The sequence below is a fragment of the Pantoea sp. ACRSB genome, assembly GCF_022346905.1.
Classification (GTDB): Bacteria; Pseudomonadota; Gammaproteobacteria; order Enterobacterales; family Enterobacteriaceae; genus Pantoea; species Pantoea piersonii.
In genome coordinates this window covers 563,227-582,425 of the sequence record NZ_JAKRNL010000002.1, presented here as the reverse complement: position 1 = coordinate 582,425, position 19,199 = coordinate 563,227, and the positions used below count along the sequence as shown (strand labels likewise).

Genomic DNA, 19,199 nt, shown 5'->3' with positions numbered 1-19,199 from the left:
ATACATCATTAAACCGCACAGGGAGATAACAATGGCTTACCGCCTGACCAGCCTAGTCCTGGCCAGTGTCATGCTGGCTGGATGCGCCAGCTCAAAGCCGGACAGCGAGGCGCCTGCGCAGCGCAGCGATCCGCTTGAAGGCTTTAACCGCACGATGTTTAACTTTAACTACAACGTGCTGGATCCATATGTGCTGCGCCCTGTCGCGGTGGCGTGGCGCGATTACGTGCCGGTACCGGCGCGTACCGGTTTAAGCAATTTCCTCGGCAACCTCGAAGAGCCGGCGAGTATGGTGAACTCGATTCTGGTCGGCGAGCCGCGCCAGGCGGGCATTCACTTCACCCGTTTCTTCCTGAACTCGATACTGGGTCTGGGCGGTTTTATCGACGTCGCGGGCAAGGCGAACCCGGAGCTGGCGCGTGAAGTGCCGCACCGTTTCGGCAGCACGCTCGGCCACTACGGCGTCGGCTATGGGCCTTACGTCGAGCTGCCGGCCTACGGCAGCTTTACCATTCGCGAAGATGGCGGCGACTACGTGGATACGCTCTATCCGGTGCTCGGCTGGCTGACCTGGCCGATGTCTGTCGCTAAGTGGACGCTGGAAGGGGTGGAGACGCGCGCGCAGCTGCTCGACTCCGATGCGCTGCTGAAGCAGCAGTCGGATCCCTACGCCTTTATTCGCAACGCCTATTTCCAGCGTCATGATTTCCTGGCGAACGGCGGTCGGCTGAAGCCGGAAGAGAACCCGAACGCCAGCGCGATTCAGGACGATTTAAAAGATATCGACGCGCAGTAACGGCGGCAACAGATGCAATGGCGACCTCAGGGTCGCCATTTTTTTCAGGCTGGGAGCCGACGCGAGTGGCATGGGCCGATCGCAAAGACGCAAAAAGCGGCATCCATGCCAGCTCGGCCCGCGCCTTCCCTGGCGCGGGACGCTTTGCTCTTCTGCCCATGCCACTTGCGTTTTACGTTCGGTGCACGCAAAAAAATGGCGACCCACAGAGGTCGCCATTTTCACTCACTTCAGCAATCAGAACTTATAGTTGAAGTTCGCGCCGTACAGCCAGGCTTTACCTACAGAGTTAAAGGTATAAGGGCCTTCCTGCACCGTGACGTGCTGGCCATGCATATAAGAGACGCCCACATCCACAGAGGCATCCTGCGTAAAGGCGTAAGAGGCGCCCGCGCTCAGCCAGAGACGATCCTGGTCCGGAATAGAGATAGAACGCTTGTCAGCCGGAACCGGGCTGTCATCAAAGGCGATACCGGTGCGGAAGGTCCAGTTATCGTCATAGTAATAGGTGGTGCCCAGCGCGATGCGGTAGGCATCCTTAAAGCTCTCATCTTTATAGAACAGCGTCTGACCGCTTGAACCGGTGGCCTTCAGCTCCTGGAACTGGCTCCAGCTGGTATAGGCCAGGCTGTAGTGTACCGCCCACTGCGGCGCCACTTTATGCCAGCCGGACACTTCCCACATCTCAGGCAGGTTTAGCGTCAGCGCGCCCGGAATGGTCGTGCCGCCGGTGGCATAAGGCAGCCCTAAGTTGAGGCGATTAATGGCGGTAGGCAGGCTGCTCTTATAATCGCCGTCGAAATCGACTTTAACTTCCGAACGATAGGTAAAGCCAAAGCGGTTGTTTTTATCCACTTCATACAGAATGCCTGCGTTCCAGCCGTAGCCCCACTCGTCGCCCTTCAGATGAGCGACCTGAGTATCGGCGGGAATGCCCAGCGCCGCGCCGGATTCGCCCGCGTAGCGCTCAATCTTGGCGCGTGCGTAAACGGCATCAAAACCGACGCCGAAGCTGAAATGCTCGTTAAGACGATAAGCGGTGCTGAGGTTAAAGTTGGCGGTCATCAGATCGGTTTTGCCGCCGTAGCCGCCCGCCGTATAGTCATCGTTGAATTCTGTCGCCAGACCATAGTTTGAGGTTGCGGATGCGCCGACCCACCACTGATCGTTAATTGGCTGCACATAGTGAAGATTGGGGATCCACTGCGTCGGTGCGATATTGCTGGCGTCGAGGCTGCGGCCGGACGAGCTGTTGCCGGAAATATCGACATCGGGATCGATAAAAACCGCGCCGATAGAGAACGCCGGGCGATCCATCAGCGCCATCGTCGCCGGGTTGCGGCTGGCCGATGCGGCAGTGTCGCCCATCGCGCCTTCACCAGAGTAGGCGCGCCCCAGACCAGCAGAGGAAAATTCGTTAAGCTGAAAGCCCGCTGCGTATACGTGTGAAGAGACAAGCGCCACTGCAGCCGCCACGGCTGACTTTGCGAACAGGTTTTTATGGCTCATGACCACAATCTCATATGAATTATTATTAACTGTAATTGTTACATGGCGTAACAAGGGTCGGCGGATTGTAGGGACTGACCAGAAGCTGACAAATCAGACCAGTGCGGCAAGTATAGGTCTGACCTGTGTAGATGTTGCAATATTGTTTTTAAAATATTTCTGAATTGATCTGCAAAATTTCGATCCGCTTAACAAAACGGGCGGGGTTGAGAGCAGCATAGCGACTCTAATTTGTTTTGGATCAAATTTTATTGTGATATTCGTCACTTAGCGAGACTCTCATGGCGCATTTTTAGCGGCGGGCGTAAAATTCCGGGCGTTAATCCAGATCGCTAACCGCTTTATTCCCAGGAGAAAACAATGACCAATACCATGAATAAATGCAGCGCTAATGAAACTGCCGCCTGCTGTTGCGTGGATGTCGGCACCGTGATGGATAACAGCGACTGTACCGCCACCTGGTCAGAATGGTTTGCGCAGCGTAGCGAAGCCGAAGCGAAACTGGCGAGCCTGACAAAAAAAGCGCAGCAGGTTGAATCCGATCCCTGCCAGATTGACGCCCGCTTCGATGAGCGCGACAACGGCGTACAGCTTGATATCAGTTTCACCTTCGCCTGCCAGGCTGAAACTTTAATTTTTCAGCTGGGCCTGCGCTAAGCCTCTGAACGCCGTTGCTAAACGGCGTTTTTCATTTTCGTGTTTCCCCTCGCACTTTTTTTCTTTCCTGATTGGCGGCACGCCCGCTTGTCGTTAACACTGTGGATCAGGTCAGACCTCTCAGGGCAATGATGCCCGGTCAACTTTCACAGGTGAAAAGATGAGCAAAGCGCAGCCGTTGCTGACGCGTGCGGGCGATCGCATCGCCATCACTCATGGACTTCGCACGCCGTTCCTGCGCCAGGCAACAGGTTTTCATGGCATTCCCGCCGTGGAGCTCGGCCGGATGGTAGTAAGCGAACTGATGGCGCGCAGCGAACTGCCGGTCGAGGTAATAGAGCAGATAGTCTTTGGGCAGGTTATCCAGATGCCGGAAGCGCCCAATATCGCGCGGGAGATTGTTCTCAGCAGCGGGCTGAGCGTGCACACCGACGCCTACAGCGTCAGCCGCGCCTGCGCCACCAGCTTTCAGGCGGTCGCCAACGTGGCGGAGAGCCTGATGGCGGGCACCATCAGAGCGGGTATCGCAGGGGGCGCGGACTCCTCATCGGTGCTGCCGATTGGCGTCAGCAAAACCCTGGCGCGCGCGCTGCTCGACCTCAGTAAGGCGCGCAGCGTCGGCCAGAAGACGCAGATCCTGCGTCGGCTGCGGCCGCGCGATCTGCTGCCGGTGCCGCCTGCCGTCGCCGAGTACTCCACCGGTTTGCGCATGGGCGATACGGCGGAGCAGATGGCGAAAACGCACGGCATAACGCGCGCCGCGCAGGACGAGCTGGCGCTACGGTCGCACCAGCGCGCCGCCAGCGCCTGGCAGTCCGGCGTACTGCAGCAGGAGGTGATGCCCGCCTTCGCGCCGCCGTGGAAAGCGCCGATTGAGCAGGACAATAACGTACGCATGGCGGCGAAAATCGAAGACTATACGCGACTGCGTCCGGCCTTTGACCGCCAGCATGGCAGCGTTACGGCGGCCAACAGTACGCCGCTTACCGACGGTGCGGCGGCGGTGGTGCTGATGAGCGAAGGACGCGCGCGTGAACTGGGCCTCTCGCCGCTAGGCTACCTGCGCAGCTACGCTTTTACCGCCACTGACGTCCAGCAGGACATGCTGCTCGGTCCCGCCTACGCCTCGCCGCTGGCGCTGGATCGTGCTGGCGTCGCGCTTGGCGATTTAACGCTGATCGATATGCATGAAGCCTTCGCCGCCCAGACGCTTTGCAATCTGCGCTGTTTCAGCGACGAACGCTTCGCGCGTGAAAAACTCAACCGCCCGCACGCGCTGGGCGAGGTCAATGAAGAGCGTTTTAACGTTCTCGGCGGCTCTATCGCCTACGGCCATCCCTTCGCCGCCACCGGTGCGCGCATGATCACCCAAACGCTGCACGAGCTGCGGCGGCGCGGCGGCGGCCTGGGGCTGGTTACCGCCTGCGCCGCAGGCGGCTTAGGCGCGGCAATGGTTCTGGAGGCGGAATAATGGAGCAGAGCGCTTTCTCTTTACAGATGCGGCAGGATCAGGTTGGCGTCATCGTTATCGACGTACCGGGCGAAAAAATGAATACGCTGCGCGCGGCTTTTGCGCAGCAGCTGGCGGCGGTCATTGACGAGGCGCGGCGCAATACGCAGCTGGCTGGCCTGGTGCTCATCTCCGGCAAGCCGGATAACTTTATCGCCGGCGCCGATATCAGCATGATCGCCGACTGCCGCAGCGCGCAGGAGGCTGAGGCCCTGGCGCGCCAGGGACAGGAAGCGATGGCGGCGATCGCGGCGCTGCCTTTTCCAGTGGTGGCGGCGATTCACGGCGCCTGCCTGGGCGGCGGGCTGGAGCTGGCACTCGCCTGCGACGCGCGTATCTGTACGCTGGACGATAAGACCCGGCTCGGCCTGCCGGAAGTACAGCTGGGGCTGCTGCCTGGATCGGGCGGCACGCAGCGTCTGCCGCGCCTGGTGGGTCTGCGACAGGCGCTGCCGCTGATGCTGACCGGCAAAACCCTGCGGGCGAAACAGGCGCGCAGGCTGGGGCTGGTGGATGATGCCGTACCCCAGGCGATCCTGCTGGAAACGGCAGTTGCGCAGGTACTGAAAGGCAGGCACTCTGCCCGCGAACTGCCGCTGCGCGACCGCGTTATGCAGGCGCCGCTGGCGCGCCATGCGTTCTTCGCGCTGGCGCAGCGCGAAACCGCCCGTAAAACACATGGGAACTATCCGGCCGCGCAGCGCATTATCGACGTGGTGCGCACCGGCATCGAGCAGGGCAGCGAGGCGGGGCATCGGGCTGAGGCGCGCGCGTTCGGCGAACTGGCGATGACGCCGGAATCCGCGGCGCTGCGCAGCCTGTTCTTCGCCAGTACGGCGATGAAAAAAGAGCGGGGGGCAGATGCCGAACCGCGCGCGCTAAGAAAGATCGGCGTGCTGGGCGGCGGCCTGATGGGCGGCGGTATCGCCAGCGTAACGGCGATTAATGCCGGTCTGCCGGTACGCATCAAGGATATCAACCTGCAGGGCGTCAACCATGCGCTGAAAGCCAGCTGGTATGGACTGAGCGAAAAGGTGAAACGGCGGCATATCAGCGCGGCGCAGCGCCAGCAGCAGATGGCGCGCATCACCGGCGGCATCGATTATCAGGGCTTTGCGCAGCGCGATCTGGTGATTGAAGCGGTATTCGAAGATCTGCCGCTCAAACAGCAGATGGTGCGCGAGGTGGAAACGCACTGCGCGCCGCATACCATTTTTGCCTCTAATACCTCGTCGCTGCCCATTGCGGATATCGCCGCGCAGGCGCAGCGGCCGGAAAACGTTATCGGGCTGCACTATTTTAGTCCGGTGGAAAAAATGGTGCTGGTGGAGGTGATCCCGCACAGCGGCACCTCGCAGCAGACGCTGGCCACCACCGTCGCGCTGGCTAAAAAGCAGGGCAAAACGCCCATCGTCGTGGCGGATCGCGCCGGATTCTATGTAAACCGCATCCTCGCGCCCTACATAAATGAAGCGATGCGCTGCCTGCTGGAAGGCGAGCCCATTGAGCATATCGATCGCGCGCTGGTCAAAGCGGGCTTTCCCATCGGCCCGATTCAGCTGCTGGACGAGGTAGGCATTGACGTCGGCAGTAAGATCACGCCGGTTCTGCATCAGGCGTATGGCGAACGCTTCGCCGCGCCCGCCGCGTTTGAAGCGGTGCTGAAGGACGATCGCAAAGGGCGGAAAAATGGCAAAGGCTTCTATCTGTATGGCGGCAGGCAGCGCGGCAAAAAGCCCGATCCCTCACTCTATCAGCTGCTGGGGCTGCAGCCTGCGGCGAAACAGAGTGAACAGCAGATCGCCGAGCGCTGCATGATGATGATGCTTAACGAGGCGGTGCGTTGCCTGGATGAAGGGGTAATCCGCAGCGCGCGCGACGGCGACGTCGGCGCGGTATTTGGCATCGGCTTTCCGCCTTTTCTCGGCGGCCCGTTCCGCTATATGGACCAGCGCGGTGCGGCAAATATTGTACAAACATTACGCGCGTTAATGGGCCGGTATGGCGATCGCTTCGCCCCTTGCGAGGGGCTGCTGAAGATGGAACAGCAGGAAAGGAAATTTTACATTTCCTGACCGAATGGAATAACCGTACCGATTCAGCGGGTTAGAAAAGCGCCGTCGAAGCAGGCGGCGCGGCGCGTTTCTGAGAAGCGCTTATTTAATAAACAACCGGTTGACTATACTCAAGTCATTGGGGTACAACACAGCGTTCATTCGCAGAATGAAGAGTCAGGCGCCTCCGCGCCGGGCGATATCGACAAACAACAGCGGTGCTTTATGCAAGTTTTTATCATGCGTCACGGCGATGCTGCTCTTGAAGCCGCCAGTGATTCGGTGCGACCTCTTACCCATTGCGGCTGTGATGAATCACGCCAGATGGCGAGCTGGCTTAACAGCCAGACGGTGGACGTAGAACGTGTGCTGGTCAGTCCCTATCTTCGTGCCCAGCAGACGCTGGCGACGGTACGCGAAGCGTTAAATCTGCCGGAGGGGCAGGATATTTTGCCGGAACTGACGCCCGGCGGCGATCCCGGTCTGGTGGCCTGCTATCTGCAGGCGCTGGGGAATGAAGGGGTGAAGTCGGCTATCGTGATTTCGCACCTGCCGCTGGTCGGCTATCTGGTTTCAGAACTCTGCCCGCAGGAAGCGCCGCCGATGTTCGCCACTTCTGCCATCGCCTGCGTGGATTTCGATCCCGCCAGCTGTGAAGGCAAACTGTTGTGGCAGGTCAGCCCCTCTAAACTGGCGAAAGCCATATAATGCCCGCGGGCCGCGCAGACGGCCCATCCCTTCTTAAGGCAGCTCGGGCGGTTGCCACTCCTCAACCTCAATCAGCACCAGCAAGGCCGCGTCGCCGCCAAACATTTTCGGCGCCTGATGAAAGGCCATGACGTAAGGGTGCTGCGCCAGCCAGAGCGGCGTCTGCTGCTTGAGTATATGTTTGCCGTGGCCGGTCATGACGCTGGCGCAGAACAGATGTTCGCGCCGACAGGCGGCGATCAGCGCGCCCAGCTCCTGTTTAGCCTGCTGCTGCGTTAAGCCATGCAGGTCGAGAAAAATTTCCGGCGTATAGTCGCCGCGCCGCAGCTTTTTCAGCTCGTAATGGCTGACGTCGGCGCGTACATAGCGCGTCGCGCCTTCGGTCGCCAGCAACGGCTGAAACTCGTCGGAAAAGTAGTGGCTGTTATCCACCTGTTCGGAAATTAATCGCTTTAGCGGCAGCTCGCGGCTTTTCACCGCGGGTTTATGCACCACGGTATCCTGCTTTATTTTGCGCGTGCCGCTCATTAGCTGGCGAAACAACGCTTTGTCGTCGTCATTCAGAGGGTTTTTTTTACTCATTTCAGGCGAATCTTGTCTGATAAGGCTGGAAAACAGCGAATGGCGTTACCTTACCGCCCGATCCGCTAATTGTCAGCTTTTTCACCTTGCTGCGCTGAATTCTCCCCGGCTTCATGGCACACTATCGGCCGATTTAGCAATTGGGCCTGCGGAGGGCTACGTGGACAAAATTTTCGTCGATGAGGCAGTCAACGAACTGCACACCATTCAGGATATGTTGCGCTGGGCGGTCAGCCGTTTTTCCGCCGCCGGGATCTGGTACGGTCACGGCACCGACAATCCCTGGGACGAAGCGGTGCAACTGGTCCTGCCCACGCTCTGGCTGCCGCTGGATATTCCGGAAGATATGCGCAGCGCGCGCCTTACCGCCAGCGAGCGTCATCGTATCGTTGAGCGCGTGATCCGCCGCGTCAACGAGCGTATTCCGGTGGCCTACCTCACCAATAAAGCCTGGTTCTGCGGCCACGAGTTTTTTGTCGATGAACGCGTGCTGGTGCCGCGCTCGCCCATCGGCGAGCTGATTGAAAACCGCTTTGCCGGATTAATTCCCGAAGCGCCGCGTCATATCCTCGATATGTGTACCGGCAGCGGCTGTATCGCTATCGCCTGCGCATACGCCTTCCCGGAAGCGGAAGTCGACGCGGTGGATATCTCTTATGACGCGCTGGCGGTGGCCGAGCAGAATATTGAGGAGCATGGCCTGACTCAACAGGTGACGCCGATCCGCGCCGATCTGTTCCGCGAACTGCCGCCGTTGAAATATGATCTGATCGTCTCCAATCCGCCCTATGTCGATGCGGAAGATATGGAAGATCTGCCGAACGAATATCACCACGAGCCGGAACTGGGCCTGGCGGCAGGCAGCGACGGCCTGAAGCTGGTGCGCCGCATTCTCGCCTGCGCGCCTGGCTATCTGAGCGACAACGGCGTGCTGATCTGCGAAGTAGGCAACAGCATGGTGCATATGATCGATCAGTATCCCGACGTGCCCTTTACCTGGCTGGAGTTCGATAACGGCGGCGACGGCGTCTTTATGCTGACGCGCCAGCAGATCGTCGACGCACAACATCACTTTTCTATTTATAAAGACTGAGCGAACGCTTCGTAACAAGGAATCACCATGGCCGGAAACAGCATCGGACAACTTTTTCGCGTAACTACCTTTGGCGAGTCACACGGTCTCGCGCTGGGCTGCATCGTTGACGGCGTGCCGCCTGGCATTCCGCTGACCGAAGCGGATATCCAGCACGATCTCGACCGCCGCCGTCCCGGCACCTCGCGCTATACCACGCAGCGCCGCGAGCCGGATCAGGTGAAAATTTTGTCCGGCGTTTTCGAGGGCGTCACCACCGGCACCTCGATCGGCCTGCTGATTGAAAATACCGACCAGCGTTCGCAGGACTACGGCGCGATTAAAGATCTGTTTCGTCCCGGTCATGCCGATTACACCTATGAGCAAAAGTATGGCCTGCGCGACTATCGCGGCGGCGGCCGCTCATCGGCGCGTGAAACCGCGATGCGCGTCGCGGCGGGCGCGATTGCCAAGAAATATCTGCAGATGAAGCATGGCATCCTGGTTCGTGGCTATCTGGCGCAGATTGGCGACGTGGCGTGCGAGCTGAAAGAGTGGAGCATCGTTGAAGAGAATCCCTTCTTCTGCCCGGACGCCAGCAAGCTGGAGGCGCTGGACGAGCTGATGCGCGCCCTGAAGAAAGAGGGCGACTCTATTGGCGCCAAAGTCACGGTAATGGCGGAAAACGTGCCGCCGGGCCTCGGCGAGCCGGTTTTTGATCGCCTTGACGCCGACCTGGCGCATGCGCTGATGAGCATTAACGCGGTGAAAGGGGTGGAGATCGGCGACGGCTTTGCGGTGGTGAACCAGCGCGGCAGCCAGCATCGTGACGAGATCCGCGCCAGCGGTTTCCAGAGCAACCATGCGGGCGGCATCCTCGGCGGCATCAGCAGCGGCCAGACCATCAGCGCTAACCTGGCGATGAAGCCGACCTCCAGCATCACCGTACCGGGCAACACCATTACGCGCAGCGGCGAAGAGGTAGAGATGATCACCAAAGGACGTCACGATCCCTGCGTAGGGATCCGGGCCGTACCGATCGCCGAAGCGATGATGGCGATCGTGCTGATGGATCATCTGCTGCGCCATCGTGCGCAGAACGCCGACGTTAACAGCACCGTACCGCGCTGGTGACGCCATGAAATCACTGTTTATTCTCTTATCGGCGCTGATCTTCAGCGCCTCAGGGCTGGCCGCGACGCCGTGGCAGCGTATTCAGCAGCCGATCCCGGGAAGCGCGCAGTCTATCGGCTCCTTCGCTAACGGCTGTATCGTCGGCGCGCAGGCGCTGCCGCTGAACGCGCCTAATTATCAGGTGATGCGCCAGGACCAGCGGCGCTATTTCGGCCATCCCGATCTGATCCTGTTTATTCAGCGTCTCAGCACGCAGGCGCACAACCTGCAGCTCGGCAACGTGCTGATAGGCGATATGGGCATGGCGGCAGGCGGGCGCTTCAGCAGCGGGCACGCCAGCCATCAGACCGGGCTCGACGTCGATATCTGGCTACAGTTGCCCAAAACCCGCTGGAGCGCGCAGCAGCTGCTGAAGCCGCAGCCGCTCGACCTGGTGACGGCGGATGACAAAAGCGTGGTGGCGCGTCACTGGCAGCCGGAGATCGACAGCCTGATCAAACTGGCGGCGAAAGATAACGATGTTACGCGCATCTTCGTCAATCCGGCGATTAAAAAGCAGCTTTGCGCCGACGCTGGCGCCGACCGCGACTGGCTGCGCAAGGTGCGCCCCTGGTTCGCTCATCGCGCGCATATGCATGTGCGGCTGCGCTGTCCGGCCAACAGTATCGGCTGTGAAGATCAGCCTGCACCGCCGCCGGGCGACGGCTGCGGCGCCGAGCTGGAGAGCTGGTTCCTGCCGAAGAAACCGGGCAGCGGCGCGCCTGTGAAGCGCGAACCGCCGCCACTGCCGCAGGCGTGTCAGGCGCTGCTGGATAAACATCTGTTATAAGGGATCTCCATGGAGTGGTTTGTCGTCAGCCCGATGGTCGTCGGGATTCTGTTTCTGGTCGCTGTGCTGGCGGCCTTTATTGACTCCATCGCCGGTGGCGGCGGGCTGCTCACCGTACCCGCACTGCTGGCGGCCGGTCTCTCTCCTGCGCAGGCGCTGGCGACCAATAAGCTGCAGTCAGTGGGCGGCTCTTTTTCCGCGAGCCTCTACTTTGTGCGCCGCGGCGCGGTAAAACTGAGCGAACAGCGGCTCAATATCGCCATGACCTTTATCGGCGCGGTGCTGGGTACCATCCTGATCCAGCACCTTAACGCCGATGCGCTGCGTCAGGTCTTGCCGCTGCTGTTAATCGCTATCGGCCTGTGGTTTCTGCTGATGCCGCGTCTCGGCGAAGAAGATCGCGCGCGCCGCCTCTATGGCTTGCCCTATGCGCTGGTCGGCGGCGGCTGCGTCGGCTTTTACGACGGCTTCTTCGGGCCTGGCGCGGGTTCTTTCTACGCGCTCGCCTTTGTTACCCTGTGCGGTTTCAACCTCGCCAAAGCCACCGCGCATGCCAAAATTCTGAATTTCACCTCTAACTTTGCCAGCCTGCTGTTTTTTATGTTTGGCGGTAAAGTGATCTGGGGAACCGGCTTTATTATGCTGCTCGGTGCCTTCTGCGGCGCGCGGCTTGGGGCGCGGCTGGTACTGAGCCGCGGACAGAAGCTGATCCGCCCGATGGTGGTGATCGTTTCTGCGGTAATGAGCGCGAAGCTGCTGTGGGACGCTCACGGCAGCGCGCTGCTGGCATGGATCGCCGCGCTGTAATACATTCATTCCCGGCGCCGCGATAATGACGCCGTTTTTACGATGACACCATGAACACGACGCACCATTACGAACAACTGATTACGATTTTCGATAGCTGCTTTCGCGACGAGTTTCAGACCCGTCTAATTAAAGGCGACGACGAACCCATTTATCTTCCGGCAGACGAGAGTTCGCCGTGGAACCGCGTGGTGTTCGCGCATGGCTTTTACGCCAGCGCGCTGCACGAAATTTCTCACTGGTGTATCGCCGGCGAGGCGCGGCGCAAGCTGGTGGATTTCGGCTACTGGTACTGCCCGGACGGACGCGACGCTCAGACGCAAAATCAGTTTGAATCCGTGGAGATCAAGCCGCAGGCGCTGGAGTGGATGTTTTGCGTCGCGGCGGGCTTCCCGTTCAACGTCAGCTGTGACAATCTCGACGGAGATTGTGAACCCGATCGCATCGCGTTTCAGCGCAAGGTCCATGCTCAGGTTATCTCTTATCTGGAGAATGGCATTCCTGCGCGGCCCGCGCGTTTTATCACCGCTCTGGCGGACTTTTATGGCACGCCTGCACTGACGTCAGCACAGTTTCCCTGGCCAGACGATCTGTGATGAGTGCAGACATTATTAAAGAGGAATTGAGATGATCGCAGAATTTGAAGCGCGTATTCTGGCCCTGATTGACGATATGGTCGATCACGCCAGCGATGACGAGCTGTTCGCCAGCGGCTATCTGCGCGGTCACCTGACCCTCGCGGTCGCGGAAATCGAACAGTCGGGCGAGCATACGCCGGAAGCGTTGCAGATCCAGGTCGCCAACAGCCTGCAAAACGCCATTGCTGCCGGCGAGCTGTCGCCGCGCGATCAGGTGCTGGTGGTCGGCATGTGGGACAACCTGTTCCAGCAGGCGCGCCAGACCGCCTGATACAGCGGGGCGGCGCCATGCCGCCCCGGTACTATTTCCCCGCTTTTTTCCCTTTCAGCAGCTTTCTCACCCAGTAGCGGTTCGGGCTGAGCGCGGCCAGCGTCGCGCCATCCAGCGGCTGCGGTTCGCCGCTCATCTGCGCTGCCAGCACTTCGGCGGCAAGCGGGGCGCTGCACAGGCCGCGCGACCCCAGCGCGCCCAGCAGAAAAAGCCCGGCATAGTGCGGCGCTGCGGCGATGGCTTCGCCGCGCACGCGCTGCTCAGGAAGATCCGCATAGCTTGCCAGCGTCGCATCGTAGTCGGGCATAGCGCCCGCCATCGGCAGATGGTCGCGCGTGGCGCAGCGCACGCCAATGCGCGCTTCGCCCGCGCTGACGTCCACCTTTTCCGCCCAGCCGCAGCCGGGCAACGAGTGGAGCAGCCGCGTGCGGTTCTGCTGCTGATCCTCTTCGCGATAGACGGTCGCGGTATCGCCGCGATGGTAGCTGGCGCCGATGCAGTGGGTGCCGAACTGCGGGCTGACCGGCGTCAGATAGCCGTCATAGCAGAGTACGGTTTTCAGCGCCTTCAGACCCGGCGTGCTGGGAACATGGCTCACCTGGCCAGAAACCGCATAGGTCGGCAGCTGCGCACTTTGCGGCAGGGCGCTGAGCTGGTAGCCGGTCGCCAGCACCAGGTTCTGATGTCGCGCTTCTTTACCGTCGGCGAAGCGCAGCGTCCAGACTTCATCCGTTTGCGAAAGCTGCGTCAGGCGGTGCAGCCAGTGAATGCGCAGCCCCTGCGTTTCACCATGCGCCAGCAGGCCGCTGGTAAGTTCGGCGGAGGAGAGCCAGCCGCCGAGCGGATAGAAAATGCCGCTGACACCCAGCTCAACCTGCGCCAGCGCCTCCGCCTCCTGCAGACTCACGCCGCGCGCAATCGCCTCTGGCAGCCCCATCGCCAGCATCTGCGTTATTTTGTCGGCGCTTTTCTCATCCCAGCCGAGCTGCAGTACGCCGCTCCAGTGGTGCTCATAGCTTACCGGCGCGGCGTCATACAGCCGACGCGCAAAGCTAAAGGCGGCGGGAAAGAAGCGCGCCAGCGCCGGGTCATGCTGATTCAGCAGCGGATAGAGCGCGCCCTGGCGATTGCCCGACGCGCCCAGCGCAGCAGCCTCATCGGCGCAGTAGAGCGTGACGCGCCAGCCGCGGCGCAGCAGGGCGAGCGCCAGCACCGCGCTCGCTACGCCGCCGCCGACGATCGCCGCCTCGCTTCCTTGCGCGGCGGGACGCGCATACCAGGGCTGCGCGGCGGGCAGATCCGGTGCCTGCTTCAGCACGCCGCACAGCATCTCGCGCTTGTGGCCGAAGCCTTTGCGCCGCGTGACCTCAAAGCCCGCCTCCTGCAAACCGCGACGCACGAAACCGGCGGCGGTGAAGGTGGCGAAAGTGGCGTCGGGCCGCGCCAGCTTAGCCATGGCGCTGAACAGCTGCGGCGTCCACATATCGGGATTTTTCGCCGGCGCGAAGCCGTCGAGAAACCAGGCGTCTACCTGGCGAAAGAGGCTGTCATCAAAGGTTTCAATAAGGGGATTAATATCGCCGAGCCAGAGATCGAGCGTGACGCGGCCGCCGTCGAAAAGCAGGCGCTGGCAGCCGGGCAGGGCGACGGGCCACTCCCGCTGCAGCTGACTGGCCCAGGGCTGCAGTTCCGGCCAGCGCTGATGCGCCGCCGCTAAATCAGCCTGCGTCAGCGGGAATTTTTCAAAGCTGATAAAGTGCAGCCGCTGCAGCGTGGCGTCAGGCTGCGCCTGCTGAAAAGCATCAAACGCCTGCCATAGCGCCAGAAAATTAAGGCCGGTGCCGAAGCCGCTTTCCGCCACGATAAAGAGATCGCGCGTATGCCGCGTGAATCGCTCCGGCAGATCGTTGCCGCCCAGAAAGACGTAACGCGTCTCTTTAAGACCGTTGTCATTGGAAAAATAGACGTCATCAAAGGCTCGGGAAACAGGTGTACCCTGTTCATTCCAGCTTAGCTGGGCGTGTTCAACCGGGGAGAATTTCACGGTAAAGGCTCATTTTTCAGGCAATGGCGCGATTTTAGCGACCAGGGTCACATGACGCAAATTTACAAAAGGAAATGGCTGATCGGACTTGTTCGGCGTACAAGTGTAAGCTAGAGTGCACGTCAATCCAAAAAGAAGTGGAATGAGGAATACTGAATGAAACGTGCAGTGATTACTGGCCTGGGGATTGTTTCCAGCATTGGTAATAACCAGCAGGAAGTGCTGGCTTCTCTGCGTGAAGGCCGTTCCGGCATCACCTTCTCTCAGGAGATGAAGGATTCCGGTATGCGTAGTCACGTCTGGGGTAACGTCAAACTGGATACCACCGGCCTTATCGATCGCAAAGTTGTGCGTTTTATGAGTGATGCATCTATCTATGCTTACCTCTCCATGGAAGAAGCGATCAAAGATTCTGGCCTGACCGACGAGCAGTATCAGAGCAACCCGCGTGTGGGTCTGATTGCCGGTTCCGGCGGCGGCTCGCCGCGCTTCCAGGTATTCGGCGCTGACGCTATGCGCAGCCCGCGCGGCCTGAAAGCGGTCGGCCCTTATGTGGTAACCAAAGCGATGGCATCCGGCGTCTCCGCCTGTCTCGCCACGCCGTTTAAAATCCACGGCGTGAACTACTCGATCAGCTCTGCCTGTGCGACTTCCGCGCACTGTGTTGGCAATGCGGTCGAGCAGATCCAGCTGGGCAAACAGGACATCGTGTTTGCCGGCGGCGGCGAAGAGCTGTGCTGGGAAATGGCGTGCGAGTTCGACGCAATGGGCGCGCTCTCTACCAAATATAACGACTCGCCGGAAAAAGCGTCTCGTACCTATGACAGCGAGCGTGACGGCTTCGTTATCGCAGGCGGCGGCGGCATGGTCGTGGTTGAAGAGCTGGAGCACGCGCTGGCGCGCGGCGCGTATATCTATGCAGAGATCGTCGGCTACGGCGCGACCTCTGACGGCGCGGACATGGTTGCGCCATCAGGCGAAGGCGCAGTGCGCTGCATGAAGATGGCGATGCAAGGCGTTGATACGCCGATCGACTACCTGAACAGCCACGGCACCTCAACGCCGGTAGGCGACGTGAAAGAGCTGGGCGCAATCCGTGAAGTCTTCGGTGACAACACTCCGGCTATCTCCGCCACCAAAGCGATGACCGGCCACTCGCTGGGCGCGGCGGGCGTGCAGGAAGCGATCTACACCCTGCTGATGCTGGAACACGGCTTTATCGCGCCGAGCATCAATATCGAAACGCCAGATCCGGCGGCGGAAGGGATGAACATCGTCACTAAACCGACCGAAAAAGCACTCACCACCGTGATGTCCAACAGCTTCGGCTTCGGTGGCACCAACGCGACCCTGACAATGCGTAAGTTCCAGGCGTAATCGCTAAAAATGTTCTATAAAGGGCCGGTCTGACCGGCCCTTTTTCTTTTGTGGGGCAGAAGCAGAGACGTTTATAACAAGGAGCTACGTCCGTCATGACCACAACTGCAACCGAGCCGCATTCGGCTTCCACCTTGCCGCTGGCCTGCTCTTCGCTGGCCGTCTTTATCACCTATCTTACCGCCGGGCTGGCGCTGCCGGTTATTCCGCTCTACGTCCATCAGGAACTGGGCATGAATAACGTGATGGTCGGCGTCGCGGTCGGCATTCAGTTTTTCGCCACGCTGCTGACGCGCGGCTTTGCCGGTCGCCGCGCCGATCGGCACGGCGCGAAGCGCACCACGCAGCAGGGGATGCTGGCGATTATGCTGGTGGGCGTCGCTTATCTTGCCGCCGCGCTGCTGCCGGTTCCGGCACTGATTAAGTTCGCGCTGCTGGCGCTGGGGCGTCTGCTGCTCGGCTTCGGCGAAAGTTTTCTGCTTACCGGCAACCTGACCTGGGGGCTGGGACTGGTCGGCGCGAAGCGATCCGGGCTGGTGATGTCATGGAACGGCATGGCGATCTACGGCGCGCTGGCCGCCGGGGCGCCGCTCGGTCTGCTGCTGCACCAGCACGGCGGCTTTGCGCTGCTGGGCGCGGTCGCCACGGCGCTGCCGCTGGCGGCGCTGGCGCTCAACAGCGGTATCCGCCCGGTGCCGGTGATGGGCGGCGAGCGGCCTTCGCTGTTCAGCGTGATCCGCGCTGTGCTCCAGCCGGGCCTGGCGCTGGCGCTGCAGGGCGTCGGCTTTGCGGTGATAGGCACCTTTACTTCGCTCTATTTTGCCGTCCAGCACTGGGGCAACGCGGGCTTTACCCTGACGGCGTTCGGCGTCGCCTTTGTGCTGGTGCGTCTGATTTTCGGCGGTACGCCTGACCGCCACGGCGGCATCCGCGTCGCGCTGATCTCGCTGCTGGTGGAGGCGGCGGGTCTGCTGCTGCTGGCGTTTGCCGTCAATGGCTGGATGGCGCTGATCGGCGCTGCGCTGACCGGCTGCGGCTGCTCGCTGATTTTCCCGGCGCTTGGCGTCGAGGTAGTGAAACGCGTCTCGCCGCAGGTGCGCGGTACGGCGCTGGGGGGGTTCTCCGCTTTTCAGGATGTTGCCTACGGCGCCAGCGGGCCGATTGCCGGACTTATCGCAACCGCGCTGGGCTACGGCTCAGTCTACCTGGCGGGCGCCTGCTGCGCGCTGCTGGGCATAGTCGTTACCTGGCGCTTTTCCCGTCGCGCCTGAACAGCGCGGCCAGCTTCGCGCAGCCTGAGGCGATTTCGCCGGGCGCCAGCGCGGAAAACCCAAGGATCCAGCCTGGCTGCGCTGGCGTGTCGATCGCCAGCGGGCTGAGACGCGGCAGCATCAGCCCGTCTCTTTCCGCCTGCGCGGTCAGCGCCGCCTCATCTTCGCCTGCGCTGAGCCTGACCGTTAACTGCAGCCCACCGGGTGAGGCTGTCGGCGTCAGCCAGGGCGAAAGGGGCTGCAGCCGCGCCAGCAGCAGGTCGCGGCGGCTGCGATAGAGCTGACGCATCAGCCGCAGGTGGCTGGCGAAATGTCCCTGCTGCAAAAAGGCCGCCGTCACCGCCTGCGGTAGCAGAGCGCTGTGCCCATCCATCACGCTGCGCGCCTGACCGAGCGGGGCGACCAGCGCGGGCGGCACCACCATCCACGCCAGCCGCAGCGAGGGAAAAAGCGATTTGGAAAAGGTGCCAAGCGTAATCACTCGCGCATGGCGATCCAGCCCCTGCATGGCGGGCGTCGGCCGATCGTCATAGTGAAACTCGCTGTCATAGTCATCCTCAATAATCCAGCTGCCGTGGCGCTGCGCCCACGCCAGCCATGCAAGGCGGCGGGGCAGGCTCATCGCGACGCCGCCAGGGTAGTGGTGCGACGGCGTCAGGTAGAGCAGCTTCGCCGCGCCGCTCTGCAGTTGCGCGCCTTCGCTATCCAGCGGCACGCCGCGGCAGCGCGCGCCTGCCGCCACAAAGGCGTTGCGCGCGCCGGGATAGCCGGGCGTCTCCAGCCACACCTCATCGCCGGGATCGAGAAACATCATCGCCAGCAGCTGTAACGCCTGCTGCGAGCTGGTCAGGATAATCACCTGCTCTGGACGGCAGCGCATTCCGCGTGACAGCGCCAGATAGTCCGCCACCGCGCTGCGCAGCGGCAGATAACCGAGCGGATCGCCGTAGCCCATCAGTTGACTTCCCTCGGCGCGCTGCACGCTGGCGCTCAGCCGCCGCCACAGGCGGTGTGGAAACGCGCGCAGCTCCGGCGAACCGGCGGCGAAAGCGTGGGGGAAGGGGGGATCCTGGCAGCCGCCGGTGGCAATAACCGCGCTGCCGCGCGAGGAGAAGCGCGGCAGCTCCGCAGGCGCGGCGCGCGGCGTCTGCGTAGGCATCACGATGGCGACAAAGGTGCCGCGGCCGACCTCGCGGCTGAGATACCCCTCGCTTTCCAGCTGCGCATAGGCCGCCTCCACCGTTACGCGCGACAGGCCGAGATCGCCCGCCAGCTGGCGCGTCGACGGCACTTTTTGCCCGAAGCTGAGATGGCCTGCGGCAATCGCCTGGCGCAGCGTGGCGCACAGGCGTTCGCGCAGCCCGCCCTGCGCGTGATGGCTGAAAAGCGTCAGCAGCGGCGTACTCATAATGGTCTTATCTCATCGTGGATATGGGTCTCAGGGAGCAGTCCACTTTGCCGTAAACTGACCGCATACCACAACAGGAGAATAACTATGTCACAGGTTCTACGTTTCCCGCCGCCGTCGCCGCAGCAAAGCCTCGACTATCTGCAAAACAAACTTGCCTGGTACGCCGACGCCTGGGATGTCGCGGACGATCTGGCTCATCAGGTAACGGATATCGTGGTGATTGACGCGCGTTCGCCGGAAGCCTACCGCGCGGGGCACATTTGCGGCGCCCTGAGTTTTCCGCATCGCAACATGACTGCCGAAAGTACGGCAGGGCTGGATCGCAGCAAAGTCTATGTCACCTACTGCGACGGCATCGGCTGCAACGGATCGACCAAAGCGGCATATAAGCTGACGGCGCTGGGTTTTCAGGTGAAGGAGCTGATTGGCGGGCTGGATTTCTGGCGACGCGATGGACATCCGATGGGCTGGGGCGACGCGCCGGGCGAATGGCCTGCAGCCGCCCCCGGCGCGCAGTGCGGCTGTTAAC

General features: G+C 61.3%; 18 protein-coding genes. 14 read left to right on the top strand and 4 right to left on the bottom strand.

What is annotated here, in order from left to right:
* The first annotated feature begins 31 nt into the window (after positions 1-31).
* Positions 32-796, top strand: coding sequence for a phospholipid-binding lipoprotein MlaA (gene mlaA / locus MHZ89_RS08950; RefSeq protein WP_311782698.1), 765 nt, complete (start codon positions 32-34; stop codon positions 794-796).
* Between the two features lie 237 nt (positions 797-1,033).
* On the opposite strand, the gene fadL is transcribed toward mlaA, so the two are convergent.
* Positions 1,034-2,305 (bottom strand): long-chain fatty acid transporter FadL, encoded by a 1,272-nt coding sequence (gene fadL, locus MHZ89_RS08945; protein ID WP_311782697.1) that lies wholly within the window; start codon positions 2,303-2,305, stop codon positions 1,034-1,036.
* A 360-nt stretch (positions 2,306-2,665) separates the two neighbouring features.
* Between fadL and MHZ89_RS08940 the strand changes: the two genes are divergently transcribed.
* The 4 genes from MHZ89_RS08940 to sixA all read left to right on the top strand — a co-directional run bounded on the left by MHZ89_RS08940 (position 2,666) and on the right by sixA (position 7,234).
* Entirely contained in the window at positions 2,666-2,962 is a 297-nt protein-coding gene (locus tag MHZ89_RS08940; protein WP_311782696.1) for a YfcZ/YiiS family protein, read from the top strand.
* A gap of 160 nt (positions 2,963-3,122) precedes the next feature.
* Positions 3,123-4,433, top strand: a complete 1,311-nt coding sequence (gene fadI / locus MHZ89_RS08935; RefSeq protein WP_311782695.1) for an acetyl-CoA C-acyltransferase FadI — start codon at positions 3,123-3,125, stop codon at positions 4,431-4,433.
* Positions 4,433-6,547, top strand: coding sequence for a fatty acid oxidation complex subunit alpha FadJ (gene fadJ / locus MHZ89_RS08930; RefSeq protein ID WP_311782694.1), 2,115 nt, complete (start codon positions 4,433-4,435; stop codon positions 6,545-6,547). Before fadI ends, fadJ begins: the two co-directional genes overlap by 1 nt.
* Positions 6,548-6,751: 204 nt before the next feature.
* Positions 6,752-7,234 (top strand): phosphohistidine phosphatase SixA, encoded by a 483-nt coding sequence (sixA, locus tag MHZ89_RS08925; RefSeq protein WP_120453009.1) that lies wholly within the window; start codon positions 6,752-6,754, stop codon positions 7,232-7,234.
* 33 nt (positions 7,235-7,267) lie between these two features.
* Here the strand turns inward: sixA and smrB are convergent, their stop codons facing one another.
* Positions 7,268-7,816 carry an endonuclease SmrB gene (gene smrB / locus MHZ89_RS08920; protein WP_081140321.1) on the bottom strand — a complete coding sequence of 183 codons (549 nt, stop codon included), beginning with the start codon at positions 7,814-7,816 and terminating at the stop codon, positions 7,268-7,270.
* A gap of 160 nt (positions 7,817-7,976) precedes the next feature.
* On the opposite strand from smrB, the gene prmB reads away from it, so the two are divergent.
* The 6 genes from prmB to MHZ89_RS08890 are packed head-to-tail and all read left to right on the top strand — an operon-like array spanning position 7,977 to position 12,567.
* Positions 7,977-8,909 (top strand): 50S ribosomal protein L3 N(5)-glutamine methyltransferase, encoded by a 933-nt coding sequence (gene prmB / locus MHZ89_RS08915; RefSeq protein WP_311782693.1) that lies wholly within the window; start codon positions 7,977-7,979, stop codon positions 8,907-8,909.
* Between the two features lie 27 nt (positions 8,910-8,936).
* Positions 8,937-10,022: a chorismate synthase gene (aroC, locus tag MHZ89_RS08910; RefSeq protein WP_120453013.1), complete on the top strand. Its 1,086-nt coding sequence runs from the start codon at positions 8,937-8,939 to the stop codon at positions 10,020-10,022.
* A 4-nt stretch (positions 10,023-10,026) separates the two neighbouring features.
* Entirely contained in the window at positions 10,027-10,851 is an 825-nt protein-coding gene (gene mepA, locus MHZ89_RS08905; protein ID WP_311782692.1) for a penicillin-insensitive murein endopeptidase, read from the top strand.
* A gap of 9 nt (positions 10,852-10,860) precedes the next feature.
* The gene (locus tag MHZ89_RS08900; protein ID WP_311782691.1) at positions 10,861-11,658 is read left to right on the top strand and encodes a sulfite exporter TauE/SafE family protein; all 798 of its coding nucleotides are present in this window, start codon (positions 10,861-10,863) and stop codon (positions 11,656-11,658) included.
* 50 nt (positions 11,659-11,708) lie between these two features.
* Positions 11,709-12,254 (top strand): elongation factor P hydroxylase, encoded by a 546-nt coding sequence (locus tag MHZ89_RS08895; protein WP_126690023.1) that lies wholly within the window; start codon positions 11,709-11,711, stop codon positions 12,252-12,254.
* 31 nt (positions 12,255-12,285) lie between these two features.
* A complete protein-coding gene (locus MHZ89_RS08890; RefSeq protein WP_311782690.1) occupies positions 12,286-12,567 on the top strand; it encodes a YfcL family protein in 282 nt (93 codons plus the stop codon).
* A 31-nt stretch (positions 12,568-12,598) separates the two neighbouring features.
* Here the strand turns inward: MHZ89_RS08890 and mnmC are convergent, their stop codons facing one another.
* Entirely contained in the window at positions 12,599-14,611 is a 2,013-nt protein-coding gene (gene mnmC, locus MHZ89_RS08885) for a bifunctional tRNA (5-methylaminomethyl-2-thiouridine)(34)-methyltransferase MnmD/FAD-dependent 5-carboxymethylaminomethyl-2-thiouridine(34) oxidoreductase MnmC (protein ID WP_311782689.1), read from the bottom strand.
* Between the two features lie 156 nt (positions 14,612-14,767).
* Here mnmC and fabB point away from each other — a divergent pair, with 156 nt between their 5' ends.
* Both fabB and MHZ89_RS08875 read left to right on the top strand, forming a co-directional pair.
* Positions 14,768-15,988, top strand: a complete 1,221-nt coding sequence (gene fabB, locus MHZ89_RS08880) for a beta-ketoacyl-ACP synthase I (RefSeq protein WP_311782688.1) — start codon at positions 14,768-14,770, stop codon at positions 15,986-15,988.
* Positions 15,989-16,083: 95 nt separating this feature from the next.
* Positions 16,084-17,259: an arabinose transporter gene (locus MHZ89_RS08875; RefSeq protein WP_311782687.1), complete on the top strand. Its 1,176-nt coding sequence runs from the start codon at positions 16,084-16,086 to the stop codon at positions 17,257-17,259.
* Here the strand turns inward: MHZ89_RS08875 and MHZ89_RS08870 are convergent.
* Complete coding sequence (locus MHZ89_RS08870) at positions 17,231-18,667, bottom strand: PLP-dependent aminotransferase family protein (protein WP_311782686.1); 1,437 nt, start codon at positions 18,665-18,667, stop codon at positions 17,231-17,233. The two genes, MHZ89_RS08875 and MHZ89_RS08870, sit on opposite strands and share 29 nt — an antisense overlap.
* 87 nt (positions 18,668-18,754) lie before the next feature.
* Here MHZ89_RS08870 and MHZ89_RS08865 point away from each other — a divergent pair, with 87 nt between their 5' ends.
* Positions 18,755-19,198, top strand: a complete 444-nt coding sequence (locus MHZ89_RS08865) for a rhodanese-like domain-containing protein (protein ID WP_311782685.1) — start codon at positions 18,755-18,757, stop codon at positions 19,196-19,198.
* The last annotated feature ends 1 nt before the right edge of the window (position 19,199 follow it).

Bases quoted from the DNA above. Each gene is read 5' to 3' on its own strand.
- fadJ (WP_311782694.1), top strand. From the start codon at position 4,433: ATGGAGCAGAGCGCTTTCTCTTTACAGATGCGGCAGGATCAGGTTGGC.
- MHZ89_RS08895 (WP_126690023.1), top strand. From the start codon at position 11,709: ATGAACACGACGCACCATTACGAACAACTGATTACGATTTTCGATAGC.
- MHZ89_RS08940 (WP_311782696.1), top strand. From the start codon at position 2,666: ATGACCAATACCATGAATAAATGCAGCGCTAATGAAACTGCCGCCTGC.
- MHZ89_RS08900 (WP_311782691.1), top strand. From the start codon at position 10,861: ATGGAGTGGTTTGTCGTCAGCCCGATGGTCGTCGGGATTCTGTTTCTG.
- MHZ89_RS08875 (WP_311782687.1), top strand. From the start codon at position 16,084: ATGACCACAACTGCAACCGAGCCGCATTCGGCTTCCACCTTGCCGCTG.
- MHZ89_RS08865 (WP_311782685.1), top strand. From the start codon at position 18,755: ATGTCACAGGTTCTACGTTTCCCGCCGCCGTCGCCGCAGCAAAGCCTC.
- fabB (WP_311782688.1), top strand. From the start codon at position 14,768: ATGAAACGTGCAGTGATTACTGGCCTGGGGATTGTTTCCAGCATTGGT.
- MHZ89_RS08890 (WP_311782690.1), top strand. From the start codon at position 12,286: ATGATCGCAGAATTTGAAGCGCGTATTCTGGCCCTGATTGACGATATG.
- sixA (WP_120453009.1), top strand. From the start codon at position 6,752: ATGCAAGTTTTTATCATGCGTCACGGCGATGCTGCTCTTGAAGCCGCC.
- MHZ89_RS08870 (WP_311782686.1), bottom strand. From the start codon at position 18,667: ATGAGTACGCCGCTGCTGACGCTTTTCAGCCATCACGCGCAGGGCGGG.
- smrB (WP_081140321.1), bottom strand. From the start codon at position 7,816: ATGAGTAAAAAAAACCCTCTGAATGACGACGACAAAGCGTTGTTTCGC.
- mlaA (WP_311782698.1), top strand. From the start codon at position 32: ATGGCTTACCGCCTGACCAGCCTAGTCCTGGCCAGTGTCATGCTGGCT.
- mepA (WP_311782692.1), top strand. From the start codon at position 10,027: ATGAAATCACTGTTTATTCTCTTATCGGCGCTGATCTTCAGCGCCTCA.
- aroC (WP_120453013.1), top strand. From the start codon at position 8,937: ATGGCCGGAAACAGCATCGGACAACTTTTTCGCGTAACTACCTTTGGC.
- fadL (WP_311782697.1), bottom strand. From the start codon at position 2,305: ATGAGCCATAAAAACCTGTTCGCAAAGTCAGCCGTGGCGGCTGCAGTG.
- fadI (WP_311782695.1), top strand. From the start codon at position 3,123: ATGAGCAAAGCGCAGCCGTTGCTGACGCGTGCGGGCGATCGCATCGCC.